Source organism: Cellulomonas sp. McL0617 (genome assembly GCF_049994875.1).
Lineage (GTDB): Bacteria > Actinomycetota > Actinomycetes > Actinomycetales > Cellulomonadaceae > Cellulomonas.
Map to the genome: position 1 here is coordinate 2,348,125 of NZ_CP188256.1, position 12,617 is coordinate 2,360,741.

Below are 12,617 nucleotides of genomic sequence, written 5' to 3' on the forward strand. Positions count from 1 at the left end.
TCAGCTGGACCCCTTTCCCCAACGTGCGAGACGAGGATCGATCCGTGAAGGCACTCGCAGCCCGCAGGCAGGATCGGCGCGCGCCGATCGTGCTGCTCCTGCTGGCGCTGCTGCTCACCGGTGGGCTGTACGCGGTGCTGGCGCCGACGTCGGCCGGCGCAGCGACCGTGAAGGCGGACAGCGCGACGGACATCGCTACCGGCGAGAAGCTGTTCCAGGCCAACTGCTCCACCTGCCACGGCCCGTCGGCGGCGGGCACCGCGAGTGCTCCGTCGCTCATCGGCGTCGGCGCTGCAGCGGTGGACTTCCAGGTGGGCACCGGTCGCATGCCGGCGCAGATGAACGGCCCGCAGGTCGAGGCCAAGCCGGTCCAGTTCTCCCAGGACCAGATCAACCAGCTGGCGGCCTATGTCGCCTCGCTCGGTGAGGGACCCGAGATCCCGACGGCCGACATGGTCGACCCGGCGCTCGGCAACGCGTCCAACGGCATGGCGATCTTCCGCACCAACTGCGCGATGTGCCACAACGCGGTGGGTGCCGGCGGTGCCCTGTCGCAGGGCAAGTTCGCACCGAAGCTGTGGAACACGACCCCGACGCACATCTACGAGGCGATGCTCACCGGGCCCCAGTCGATGCCCGTGTTCAACGACGCGAACATCACGCCCGAGGAGAAGCGCGACATCATCGCGTTCATCAACGAGCAGGGTGGCGCGTCGCCGGGCGGTCTGACCCTCGGCGCCCTCGGCCCCGTCAGCGAAGGCCTCTGGGCGTGGGTGGTCGGGCTCGGCCTGCTCATCGGCGCAGCGGTCTGGATCGGAGCGAAGTCCTCGTGAGCATCCACGACCCGGAAGACGACGTCACGATCGACAACTCGCTGGTGCTGCGCGAGGACGGCACCTACCCCGAGCGGTTCGAGAACCCGGGCCACCCGGAGCACCACGACCGGATGGGCGACAGCGACCCGAAGGCGAACAAGAAGGCCGAACGTCAGGTCGTCTTCTTCTTCGTCATCTCGATCCTGGCGACGATCGGCTTCCTGATCGCGTACTTCGCGGTCCCGCCGGGCAAGACCCCCGAGTCGATGCGCACCTCGAACTTCGTCCTGGGCATCGGCCTGGCGATCTCGCTGCTCGGCATCGGAATCGCTGCCGTGCACTGGGGCAAGGCCCTGATGAACGACCACGAGAAGTCCGAGGAGCGGCACGAGCAGCGCAGCTCCGACGAGACCCGCGAGGCCGCGGTCGAGGTGCTCAAGGAGGGCGCAGCCGACTCCGCGATCGGCCGCCGGACCCTGCTGCAGGGCACGATGCTCGGCGCGCTGGCGCTGTTCCCGCTCGCGATCCTCGTCCCGATCATCGGCAACGTCGGTGGCGACTGGAACGTCGGGCAGTTCAAGCACACGATGTGGAAGAAGGGCACCCGCCTCACGACGGACCCGAGCGGCCGGCCCATCAAGGCCTCCGACGTCACCATCGGCTCCGTCTTCCACGTCATCCCGGACAAGCTCGACCTGCAGGCGCACCCGCTGGACGAGAAGGCCAAGTCGATCGTCCTGATGGTCCGGCTCGATCCTTCGGAGCTCAAGGAAGCTCCGAACAAGAAGAGTTGGTCCTACAACGGGATCGTCGCATACTCGAAGATCTGTACCCACGTGGGTTGTCCGGTCGCGCTGTACGAGCAGCAGACTCACCACCTCCTGTGCCCGTGCCACCAGTCGACGTTCGACGTCGCGGACGGCGCGCGGGTCGTGTTCGGACCGGCGAAGCGGCCACTGCCGCAGCTGCCGATCACCGTTGATGACGAGGGCTACCTGGTCGCTCAGAGCGACTTCCACGAGCCCGTCGGCCCGAGCTTCTGGGAGCGTCTGACGTGACGACCACCTCCACCCCGTCCCCGGTCGAGAAGATCGCGGCGGGCACGGCGGACTACCTCGACCAGCGGACCGGCATCGGCACCGCGGTCAAGGTCTTCGCGCGCAAGATCTTCCCGGACCACTGGTCCTTCCTGCTCGGTGAGATCGCGCTCTACAGCTTCATCACCATCTTGATCTCGGGCGTCTTCCTCACGCTCTTCTTCGTGCCGAGCATGAACGAGGTCGTGTACAACGGCCCGTGGACGGCGCTGCAGGGTCAGCACATGTCCGAAGCGTTCGCCTCGACGCTGAAGCTCTCGTTCGAGGTGCGCGGCGGTCTGCTCATGCGGCAGATCCACCACTGGGCCGCCTTGATCTTCATGGCCTCGATCGTCACGCACATGATGCGCGTGTTCTTCACGGGCGCGTTCCGCAAGCCCCGCGAGGTCAACTGGCTGGTCGGCTTCACGCTCATGATCCTGGGCCTGCTGGCCGGCTTCTCGGGCTACTCGCTCCCCGACGACGTGCTGTCGGGCAACGGCCTGCGGATCACCGACGGCGTCGTGCGGGCCATCCCGATCATCGGCAGCTACACGTCGTACTTCATCTTCGGTGGCCAGTTCCCGGGCGAGGTCCTGATCCCGCGCCTGTTCACGGTGCACATCCTGCTGATCCCGGGAATCATCCTGGCGCTCATCGGCCTGCACCTGTTCTTCGTCGTGCTGCACAAGCACACGCAGTACCCCGGCTCGGGACGTTCCAACAAGAACGTCGTCGGCTACCCGCTGTTCCCCATCTACGTGGCGAAGGCCGGCGGCTACTTCTTCCTGGTGTTCGGCGTCATCGCACTGATGGCGGCGACGATGACGATCAACCCCGTCTGGAACTACGGGCCGTTCGACCCCTCACCCGTCTCGGCCGGCGCACAACCGGACTGGTACATGCTCTTCCTCGAGGGATCGCTGCGTCTGATGCCCGGCTTCGCCGAGGTGGTCATAGGCCAGTACACGCTCTCGTTGAACGTGATCATCCCGGCCATGGTCGTGCCGGGGATCCTGTTCACGGGGCTCGCGCTCTATCCCTTCATCGAGGCGTTCGCCACCGGCGACAACCGGGAGCACCACGTGCTCGACCGGCCGCGCAACCGGCCGTTCCGCACGGCGTTCGGCGTCTCGCTCCTGACGGCGTTCTTCATTCTCGTGCTCGCCGGGTCGAACGACCTGATCGCGACGCACTTCCACCTGTCGATCAACGACATCACCTGGACGTTCCGCGCGCTGATCTTCCTCGGCCCGTGGTTCGCGTTCTGGATCACCAAGCGCATCTGCCTCGGCCTCCAGCGCCGGGACCGCGAGCTGGTCCTGCACGGCCACGAGACAGGCCGCATCGTGCGGTTCGCCAACGGCGAGTACATCGAGGTGCACAAGCCGCTCAACGAGCACGAGCGCTGGCTGCGGGTGCAGCAGGACAACACCCGCCCGCTGGAGATCGAGCCGGCCGAGGACTCGCGCGGCGTGCGTCGCAAGGGCTACCGGCTGGACCGCATGCGTCAGCGGCTCTCGCAGACGTTCTACGAGGACCGCATCGAGCCGGTCACACCGACCGAGCTGGTCGCGGCTCACTCGCACGGCGCGCACGACGCGCTCGAGAGCGGCGACCGCGGGCCCGCCGAGCTCACCTCGGCCGGAGCCGTCGGGGGCGGTCAGCACCTGGTGGATCCGCAGGATGAGACGGCCCCTGACGGGCGGAATCACTGATCCTGAGCAAGAGTTGTTCGAGGAGTCGGGCGGCTCGCCGTCACGGCGAACCGCCCGCTTCTTCGTTTCTCAGGGGCGGACAGCCCCATACCGACGCAGGAGAGGTACTCACGCATGGCTGACTACTCGCTTCCGGATCTGCCCTACGACTACGCGGCGCTCGAGCCGCACATCTCCGGGCGCATCATGGAGCTGCACCATGACAAGCACCACGCGGCCTACGTCCTCGGCGCGAACACGGCCCTCGAGAAGCTCGCGGCGGCCCGGGCCGCCGACGACTTCGCCGCGGTGAACCTCCACGAGAAGAACCTCGCGTTCAACCTCGGCGGACACGTCAACCACTCGGTCTTCTGGCAGAACCTCTCCCCCGAGGGCGGCGACAAGCCCACCGGCGAGCTGGGTGCCGCGGTCGACGAGTTCTTCGGCTCTTTCGAGGCGTTCCAGAAGCACTTCGCCGCCAACGCCCTGGGCATCCAGGGTTCCGGCTGGTCGATCCTCGCCTGGGACTCGATCGGGCAGAAGCTCGTCATCGTCCAGCTCTACGACCAGCAGAGCAACATCGCGCTCGGCCTCGTGCCGGTAGTCGTGCTCGACATGTGGGAGCACGCGTTCTACCTCGACTACGTCAACGTCAAGGCGGACTACGTCAAGGCCTGGTGGAACATCGTCAGCTGGGCCGACGCGGCCGCTCGGTTCGACCGTGCGCGCACGCAGACCGCCGGCCTGATCGTGGCCGTCTGACCCGCTGCACGCCCCGCAGAACGCCTCAGGGCCCGTACTCGTCGCCGAGTGCGGGCCCTGGGTGGTTCGGCGGTCAGGACTGCTTCTCGAGCGTCCCGATCTTCTTGCTGCCGTCGTCGAGGATCGTCATCGTGCTTCCGTCGACCGTCGCCTTGGACGCTCCGGACAGCCACGTGTCCACGTTCTCGCACGCCATCATGGTCGCCGCGAAGGGCCCGAACTGAATCTCGGAGCCGTCGATCTTCCACGTGCCGTTCATCTTGTTGCAGCCGTCGGACCCACTGACGGAACCGTCCGCGAGGAGCTCGAGCTCGACCACCGGCTTGGAGCTCGGCTCCGACCACGTTCCCGTGACGTCGCTGGACGTGAGCGCCGAGCCGGAGGAGCCGCTGCTGCCGGCACAGGCACTCAGAGCCGCACCGACCAGCGTGACGACCAGCAGGGAGCGTGCCACGACGGCGTGGGGATGCCTCATGGCTTGGACGCTAGCAGGACGCACCGACGGGGTGCAGACCCCGCAGTCAGGACCTCAGTGGGCGTGCTGGCCGCGGGAGTACTCGAACACCCAGCCGACGAGGCCGATGATGGCGAGCACGAGGCCGATACCGGAGAGCCAGAACCCGACCGCGAAGCCCGCGAAGACGATCGCGGCGGCCGAACCGAGCACCAACGGCCACCAGCTCCACGGGCTGTAGACGCCCTGGTCGCCGGCACCCTGCTCGATCTCGCCGTTCGGGTCGTCCTCGGGACGCTCGTCGATGCGCCGCCCGAGCAGGGCGAAATAGGCGCCGATCATGCCGACCAGGCCGCCGACGAGCGGGATCCCGATCGTACCGACGGCCTCGCCACCGCTCCACCAGGCGTAGATCAGCCCGATCGGGACGAAGAACAGGACGCCGTAGAGGAAGAGCTTGGTCTCGAGCTTCACTTCTCGTCCTCTCCGTCCGCTGCCGCGGGCCGTTCCTCGACGATCGTCGCGGTCGACTGCTCGGCAGCGCCCGTGCCGTTCACCGTGCGCTCGACGCCGAGCGCCGTCTCACCGCGTCGGTCGGCCTCCCAGTCGAACGGGCCGGGGTCAGGCTCGACGAAGTCCATCGCGGCGACCTCCGGGTGGTGCAGGTCGAACGCGGGGCGCTCGGAGCGGATGCGCGGCAGCGACGTGAAGTTGTGGCGCGGCGGCGGGCAGCTGGTGGCCCACTCGAGCGACGCGCCATATCCCCACGGGTCGTCGACGGTCACCAGCGGCGCGTTGCGCCACGTGATGTAGACGTTCCAGAGGAACGGCAACGTCGACGCGGCGAGGAGGACGGCGCCGATCGTGGACACCTGGTTCATCGTCGTGAAGCCGTCGGCCGGCGAGTAGTCCGCGTAGCGGCGCGGCATGCCCTTGACGCCCAGCCAGTGCTGGATCAGGAACGTGGTGTGGAAGCCGACGAAGAGCATCCAGAAGTGGATCTTGCCCAGCCGCTCGTCGAGCATCCGGCCGGTCATCTTGGGCCACCAGAAGTAGAAGCCCGCGAACATGGCGAACACGACGGTCCCGAACACCACGTAGTGGAAGTGCGCCACGACGAAGTAGGAGTCGGACAGCGAGAAGTCGAGCGCCGGGCTGGACAGGATGATGCCCGTCAGGCCGCCGAACAGGAACGTGATCAGGAAGCCGATGGTCCAGAGCATGGGTGTCTCGAACGTGAGCTTGCCCCGCCACATCGTGCCTATCCAGTTGAAGAACTTCACACCGGTGGGCACCGCGATGAGCATGGTCATGAACGAGAAGAACGGGAGCAGGACCGAGCCCGTGACGTACATGTGGTGCGCCCACACGGTGACGGACAGGGCGGCGATCGCGATCGTGGCGTACACCAGTCCGCGGTAGCCGAAGATCGGCTTGCGGCTGAACACCGGCAGGATCTCGGTGATGATGCCGAAGAACGGCAGGGCGATGATGTAGACCTCGGGGTGCCCGAAGAACCAGAACAGGTGCTGCCAGAGGATGGCGCCGCCGTTCTCGGGGTTGAACACCTGCGCGCCGAACCGTCGGTCGGCGCCGAGCGCGAACAGCGCGGCGGCCAGCGGCGGGAACGCCATGAGCACGAGAAGTGACGTCACCAGGGTGTTCCAGGTGAAGATCGGCATCCGGAACATCGTCATGCCCGGGGCGCGCATGGTGACGATGGTGGTGATGAAGTTGACGGCACCGAGGATCGTGCCGAACCCGGCGAGCGCCAGACCGAACACCCAGAGGTCTCCCCCGAGGCCCGGTGAGTACACCGTGTCGGACAACGGGGCGTAGGCGAACCAGCCGAACGAGGCGGCGCCCTGCGGTGTGAAGAACCCGGCGCCGGCGATCGAGCCGCCGAAGAAGAAGAACCAGTACGCCAGCATGTTCAGGCGCGGGAACGCGACGTCAGGCGCACCGATCTGCAGCGGCATGATGACGTTGGCGAACCCGGCGAACAGGGGCGTGGCGAACAGCAGCAGCATGATCGTGCCGTGCATGGTGAACGCCTGGTTGTACTGCTCCTTCGACTGGAACACCTGCATGCCCGGGTCGAAGAGCTCGGCGCGGATGAGCAGCGCGAGCGTGCCACCGATCGCGAACCAGACGAACGACGTGATCAGGTACAGGTACCCGATGGTCTTGTGGTCCGTGGAGGTGACCCACTTGATCACCGTGCGGCCGAGGGTCTGACGCTGTGGCGCCAGACCGGGGATGTGCTCCGCGACGGCGGCCATCAGTTCTCGCCTTCCTTCGCCGGGTCCGGCGCTGTGTCCTGGCTACGGCTGTACTCGAGGCCGAGCGAGCCTTCCTGGCCCTTCGCCTTGAGCTCCTCGATGTGCGCGTCGTAGGCGGCACGCGAGACGACGTTCACGTTGAACAGCATCGACGAGTGGTACTCACCGCAGAGCTCGGCGCACTTGCCCTCGTACAGCCCGATGACCTTGGGCGTGATCTGGAACGAGTTGGTCTTGCCCGGGATCAGGTCCATCTTCATCAAGAACGCGGGCACCCAGAACGAGTGGTTGACGTCCCGCGAGTTGAGCGTGAAGTCGACGGACTCGTCGACCGGGAGCCAGAGGGTGACCTGGGACCGGAGCACACCGGTGCCGGCGCTGCCGACGTTCTGCGCGTGCTGGCCGGTCTCGTACGCGTCGTCGTCGAGGTAGTTGAAGTCCCAGCTCCACTGCTTGCCGATGACCTGGACGTGGTTCTGGGTCTCGGCTGAGGTGTCGACGATCGCCGTGGTGTCGCGGTTCGTGTAGTAGAAGAGCACCCCGACCATGATGATCGGCAGGATCACGTACATGATCTCGAGCGGCACGTGATAGCGGAGCTGCACGGGCAGGGTGTCGTCCGCCTTGCGCTTCCGGTAGACGGTGACGCACCACAGGATCAGGCCCCAGGTGATGACGCCGACGACGAGCGCGGCGATCCACGAGCCGACCCACAGGTTGGTGATCCGACCTGTCTGGTTGGTGATCTCGTGCTCAGACGAGCCAGGGAGCCAGCCGCGCTGCACCTGTGCGGAACAACCGCTGAGTGCGACGACGACGACGGCAAGCAGACCAGCGAAGACCAACGCTGGCCGCCGCTTGCGACGGGGGGTGTCCGGGTGCAACGGGGGGACCTCTCACTCGCGTCCCGACGACGCTCCCGCACTGCTGCGCGGCGCCGTCCGGGACCTTCGTCCTCAACTCGTGCAGCCTAGCGCCCCGGGCCGCTCGTTTCGTGCTGACGACGGCCGTTGACGACGCCGTGTCAGCACGACGCTCGTCACGTCGGGCCCCCCTGGGCGGTGCGCGCACACGTGTCCGACCGCATCGTCTCCCGCCTGCTCACCGGCCTGGCGGGGTTACGGTGCGTGCGTGAGCGCTGATGGCGAGCCCCGGACCGCAGGGCACCGTGAGACGCCCGCTGTGACCGACGCCACTGCCGGGCGCGTCGTGCTCGACGCCGGCGGGCGCGCCCCTCTGCTGCCGGAGGCGCGTTCGGCGTTCGTGGAGGCCCTCGACCAGGGCTGGGCGGACCCGCGTCGGTTGCACGCCGAGGGACGGCGGGCCCGCATGCTCCTGGACGGTGCACGGGAGGCGATCGCGGCCGTCGTCGGTGCCCGGACGCAGGACGTCGACCTCGCCCCGTCCCACGTCGCGGCGCTGCACGGAGCGGTCCGGTCCGTCGCGCGCGGGCGCCGACGGACGGGCAGCGAGATCGTCGTCGGCGCGGTCGAACGGGCCGCCGTGCTCAACGCGGCCGACTTCGCCGGCAACCGCGTCACCGTGCCGGTCGACGCGACCGGCCGCGTCGACGTCGCCGCGTTCGTCGAGGCGGTGCGTCGGCCCGGCGTCGCCGTGGCGGCCCTGCAGCACGCGAACGGCGAGGTCGGCACGTTGCAGCCCGTCGACGCCGTGCACGCGGCTGCGCACGGAGCAGGCGTCCCGCTCGTCGTGGACGCCGGCGCGAGCCTCGGCCACCTGCGCGTCGGTGACAGCTGGGACGTGCTCGCCGGCGACGCCGGTGACTGGGGCGGGCCCGGCGGGATCGGCGTGCTCGTCACGCGCGCCGGTGTGCGGCGCTCCCCCGACTGGCCCGAGGACGAGGACCGGTGGTTCCCCGGCGGCGTCAGCGTCCCTGCCGCCCTGGCCGCTGCGGTCGCTCTGCAGGCGGCCACCGCGGCGCCGGACGACCGACGCCCGCTCGTCGACCGGATCCGGAGCCGCGTCGCGGCCGAGGTCCCCGACGTCGACGTGGTCGGCGACCCGGAGGACCGCCTCCCCCACGTCCTGACGTTCTCCTGCCTGTACGTCGAGGGCGAGGCGCTCCTCGGCGCGCTGGACGCCCGCGGCTTCGCCGTCGGCTCGGGGTCGGCCTGCACGTCCAGCGCGCTCGAGCCGAGCCACGTGCTGGCCGCGATGGGGGCTCTCACCCACGGGAACATCCGGCTCGCGCTCCCGCGCGGCACCCGGTCGGCCGACGTGGACCGGTTCCTGGACGAGCTGCCGGGGATCGTCGCCGGCGTCCGCGAGGCGTGGGGGGTCGGCGCGCTGTGATCGTCGTCGACGCCCGCGGGCTGCGGTGCCCGGCGCCGGTGATCCGCCTCGCCCGGGCAGCCAAGGAGGCCCCCGTCGGCAGCACCCTGACCGTGCTCGCCACGGACCCGGCGGCCGTGCACGACGTGCCGGCGTGGGCCCGCTTGCGCGGTCACGTCATGGTCGAGGCGACCGAGCAGGACGGCGTCCATGCGCTGACCGTCCGCACCCAGGCATGACGAAGGGCCCCGGCGTCCACCGGGGCCCTCGGTCAGGAGATCAGCTGAACGAGCCGCCGCACGCGCAGGCGCTGCCCGCGTTGGGGTTGTCGATCGTGAAGCCCTGCTTCTCGATGGTGTCGGCGAAGTCGATCGTCGCGCCCTCGAGGTACGGGACGCTCATGCGGTCCACGACGACCTCGACGCCGTCGTAGTCCTTCAGGGCGTCGCCGTCGAGCACGCGCTCGTCGAAGTACAGCTGGTAGATCAGGCCGGAGCAGCCACCGGGCTGGACGGCGACGCGCAGACGCAGGTCGTCGCGGCCTTCCTGCTCGAGGAGGCTGCGCACCTTGCCGGCGGCGATGTCGGTGAGGAGGACGCCGTGCGTCGTGGTCTCCTGCGTGGTCTCGCTCATGGTTTCTCCAGTGGGCTCACGGGGTGGTGCTCGCGTCTGCTGACTGTCCGCAACAGCACCGGACGCCGGGTTGTTCCCCTCCAGGGTACGTCTCCCCCGCAGGTTCGTCGGTGTGCCGTGCGTCGCACGGGTCGTGTCGGCGCACGGGTCGGCGCACGCGTCGGTCAGCGCGACCAGGTGCGGGCGATCCGGGTGGCTCGGGCCGCGAGCGTCGAGGCCGGCGCCTCGAGGGCCGCGCGGACGCCCTCCGGGGTCTCCGCGACCGCGTAGGCCGCCGTGACACCGGCGGCGGAGAGCTCGCGACGACCCACCAGCACCTCACCGGCCAGCACGATCGTCGGCACCCCGTGGGCCAGCGCCCGAGCGGCGACCTCCGACGTCGCCTTGCCGTGCAGCGACTGCCAGTCGAACCGACCCTCGCCCGTCACGACGACGTCCACGTCGGCGATCCGGGCATCGAGCCCGACGGCGTCCGCGACGAAGGCCGAGCCCGGGACCAGCCGTCCCCCGACCAGGGCCAGCCCGAAGCCGAGGCCACCCGCGGCGCCCGCACCCGGCGCCGTGGTCAGGCGGGTCGTCGCGGACGCGGCCCGGGCTCCGGCCATGAGGTCGGGACGGACGGCGTCGCCGAGGGCCGCGGTCGCCACGTGCGCGAAGTCGGCGAGCGAGCGTTCGAGGGCCTGCGCCTGCTCGGGTGTGGCCCCCTTCTGCGGCGCGAAGCCCGCGCTCGCGCCTTGCAGACCCAGCAGTGGGACGTCCACGTCGGTCGCGACGACGACGTCGATCCCACGGAGCCTGTCACGCAGGCTCCGCAGGCCGGCGAGGTCGTCGGTGGTCACGTCGGCCAGCGCGGCCCCGCCCCGGGCGAGCTGCGGCGAGAGGCCTCCGACGCCGAGACCGTCCGCGAGCCCGACGAGCGCCCCGGCGCCGGCATCGTTCGTCGCGGAGCCTCCGAGCCCGACCACCAGCCGGGTCGCTCCACCGGCGAGCGCCGCAGCGAGCAGCTCGCCCAGGCCCCGGGTGGTCGTCCGGCCCGGGTCCCGGAGGGCGGCGGGGACGAGCGGCAGACCCACCGCCTGCGCGGACTCCACGTAGGCCGTGGTGCCGACGCGCAGGAACACGACGGGGACGGGCGCACCGACGGGCGACGAGACGGCGACCGGCACCAACGACCCGCCGAGAGCGCGGTGGAGAGTCGCGACGAAACCCGGCCCGCCGTCGGACAGTGGGCACACGAGCACGTCGTCGTCCGGTGCGACCGCCCGCCACGCATCGGCGATGACGTCGGCGGCCTCGTCGGCCGTGAGGCTCGAGCCGAAGCTGTCGGGGGCGATGAGGACGCGCACGCCGTGCATCGTGGCACGCCGGACCGGCGCACCGAACCGTGTGCGAGGATCGGCGCGTGAGCGTGACCACGGATCGCAGCACCTTCTCCGAGCCGGCTCCGTCGGCGCTTCTGCTGCTGGGACGCGGCATCGACCTCGCCTCCGAGCGTGGTGTCGAGTGCGTCGGCGACCTCCCTGCAGCCAGCGACCCGGACCTCGTCGAGCGGGCCCGCGTCGCCCGCGAAGCACTGGGCACCCGCGCCTTCGTGCTCGGCCACCACTATCAGCGCGACGAGGTGATCGAGTTCGCGGACGTCACCGGCGACTCGTTCAAGCTCGCGCGCGAGGCTGCGGCGAGGCCGGAGGCCGAGTTCATCCTGTTCTGCGGCGTGCACTTCATGGCCGAGTCGGCGGACATCCTCACCTCCGACCACCAGCGCGTGATCCTGCCCGACCTCGCGGCCGGCTGCTCCATGGCCGACATGGCGGCGATCGACCAGGTCGAGGACGCCTGGGACGTGCTGGCGGACGCCGGGATCGCCGACGACACCGTCCCCGTGACGTACATGAACTCGACGGCCGCCATCAAGGCGTTCACCGGGCGGCACGGCGGCACGATCTGCACGTCGTCCAACGCACACGTCGCGCTGCGGTGGGCCTTCGACCAAGTGGGCGGCCTCGAGGGCTCGGGCAAGGTCCTCTTCATGCCCGACCAGCACCTCGGCCGGAACACCGCGGTGCTCCAGCTCGGTCTGTCGCTCGAGGACTGCGTCGTGTTCGACCCGCGCAAGCCCGGCGGCGGCCTGACCACGGAGCAGCTGAAGAACGCGCGCATGATCCTGTGGCGCGGGCACTGCTCGGTGCACGGCAGGTTCTCCGAGCGCAACGTCACCGACATCCGCGCGGCCGTGCCCGGCGTGACCGTGCTGGTGCACCCCGAGTGCAAGCACGAGGTCGTCACGGCGGCCGACATGGTGGGCTCGACGGAGTACATCATCAAGGCTCTGGACGCGGCCGAGCCCGGCACGTCGTGGGCGATCGGCACCGAGCTCAACCTCGTCCGCCGGGTCGCCGCGGCCCACCCGGACAAGAACATCCACTACCTCGACTCGACCGTCTGCTTCTGCTCCACCATGAACCGGATCGACCTGCCGCACCTCGTGTGGGCCATGGAGTCGCTGCTCGCGGGCCGGACCGTGAACCAGGTCGTCGTGGACGCGGACGTCGCCCACTGGGCCCGGGTCGCGCTGGACCAGATGCTCGCCCTGCCCGGGTACTGAG

General features: G+C 69.5%; 13 protein-coding genes. 7 read left to right on the top strand and 6 right to left on the bottom strand.

Features of this window, described 5'->3' with window-relative positions; genetic code table 11:
* The first annotated feature begins 44 nt into the window (after window positions 1-44).
* From ACPPVS_RS10675 to ACPPVS_RS10690, 4 genes are all read left to right on the top strand, one after another.
* A complete protein-coding gene (locus tag ACPPVS_RS10675) occupies window positions 45-833 on the top strand; it encodes a c-type cytochrome (RefSeq protein WP_426592247.1) in 789 nt (262 codons plus the stop codon).
* On the top strand, window positions 830-1,873 hold the full coding sequence (locus ACPPVS_RS10680; protein ID WP_426592248.1) for a Rieske 2Fe-2S domain-containing protein: 1,044 nt from the start codon (window positions 830-832) through the stop codon (window positions 1,871-1,873). Before ACPPVS_RS10675 ends, ACPPVS_RS10680 begins: the two co-directional genes overlap by 4 nt.
* On the top strand, window positions 1,870-3,609 hold the full coding sequence (locus ACPPVS_RS10685; protein WP_426592249.1) for a cytochrome b: 1,740 nt from the start codon (window positions 1,870-1,872) through the stop codon (window positions 3,607-3,609). The genes ACPPVS_RS10680 and ACPPVS_RS10685 overlap by 4 nt, the downstream gene beginning before the upstream one ends.
* Window positions 3,610-3,723: 114 nt before the next feature.
* Window positions 3,724-4,350: a superoxide dismutase gene (locus tag ACPPVS_RS10690; protein WP_426592250.1), complete on the top strand. Its 627-nt coding sequence runs from the start codon at window positions 3,724-3,726 to the stop codon at window positions 4,348-4,350.
* Between the two features lie 73 nt (window positions 4,351-4,423).
* Here ACPPVS_RS10690 and ACPPVS_RS10695 read toward each other — a convergent pair whose 3' ends face one another.
* Genes ACPPVS_RS10695 through coxB form a run of 4 tightly spaced genes read right to left on the bottom strand, consistent with a single transcriptional unit; the run spans window position 4,424 to window position 7,970 of the window.
* Window positions 4,424-4,825, bottom strand: coding sequence for an META domain-containing protein (locus ACPPVS_RS10695; RefSeq protein WP_426592251.1), 402 nt, complete (start codon window positions 4,823-4,825; stop codon window positions 4,424-4,426).
* A gap of 54 nt (window positions 4,826-4,879) precedes the next feature.
* Window positions 4,880-5,278, bottom strand: a complete 399-nt coding sequence (locus ACPPVS_RS10700) for a cytochrome c oxidase subunit 4 (RefSeq protein ID WP_426592252.1) — start codon at window positions 5,276-5,278, stop codon at window positions 4,880-4,882.
* The gene (ctaD, locus tag ACPPVS_RS10705) at window positions 5,275-7,086 is read right to left on the bottom strand and encodes a cytochrome c oxidase subunit I (protein ID WP_426592253.1); all 1,812 of its coding nucleotides are present in this window, start codon (window positions 7,084-7,086) and stop codon (window positions 5,275-5,277) included. Before ctaD ends, ACPPVS_RS10700 begins: the two co-directional genes overlap by 4 nt.
* Window positions 7,086-7,970, bottom strand: a complete 885-nt coding sequence (gene coxB / locus ACPPVS_RS10710; RefSeq protein WP_426592254.1) for a cytochrome c oxidase subunit II — start codon at window positions 7,968-7,970, stop codon at window positions 7,086-7,088. Before coxB ends, ctaD begins: the two co-directional genes overlap by 1 nt.
* Window positions 7,971-8,217: 247 nt before the next feature.
* Here coxB and ACPPVS_RS10715 point away from each other — a divergent pair, with 247 nt between their 5' ends.
* Together ACPPVS_RS10715 and ACPPVS_RS10720 are read left to right on the top strand one after the other, a co-directional pair.
* Complete coding sequence (locus tag ACPPVS_RS10715; protein ID WP_426592255.1) at window positions 8,218-9,399, top strand: cysteine desulfurase family protein; 1,182 nt, start codon at window positions 8,218-8,220, stop codon at window positions 9,397-9,399.
* A complete protein-coding gene (locus ACPPVS_RS10720) occupies window positions 9,399-9,617 on the top strand; it encodes a sulfurtransferase TusA family protein (RefSeq protein WP_426595948.1) in 219 nt (72 codons plus the stop codon). The genes ACPPVS_RS10715 and ACPPVS_RS10720 overlap by 1 nt, the downstream gene beginning before the upstream one ends.
* 40 nt (window positions 9,618-9,657) lie before the next feature.
* Here ACPPVS_RS10720 and erpA read toward each other — a convergent pair whose 3' ends face one another.
* Together erpA and ACPPVS_RS10730 are read right to left on the bottom strand one after the other, a co-directional pair.
* Entirely contained in the window at window positions 9,658-10,011 is a 354-nt protein-coding gene (gene erpA / locus ACPPVS_RS10725) for an iron-sulfur cluster insertion protein ErpA (protein ID WP_426592256.1), read from the bottom strand.
* 164 nt (window positions 10,012-10,175) lie between these two features.
* Window positions 10,176-11,366 (bottom strand): glycerate kinase, encoded by a 1,191-nt coding sequence (locus ACPPVS_RS10730; protein WP_426592257.1) that lies wholly within the window; start codon window positions 11,364-11,366, stop codon window positions 10,176-10,178.
* A gap of 53 nt (window positions 11,367-11,419) precedes the next feature.
* On the opposite strand from ACPPVS_RS10730, the gene nadA reads away from it, so the two are divergent.
* Window positions 11,420-12,616, top strand: coding sequence for a quinolinate synthase NadA (gene nadA, locus ACPPVS_RS10735; RefSeq protein WP_426595949.1), 1,197 nt, complete (start codon window positions 11,420-11,422; stop codon window positions 12,614-12,616).
* Window position 12,617: the final 1 nt, after the last annotated feature.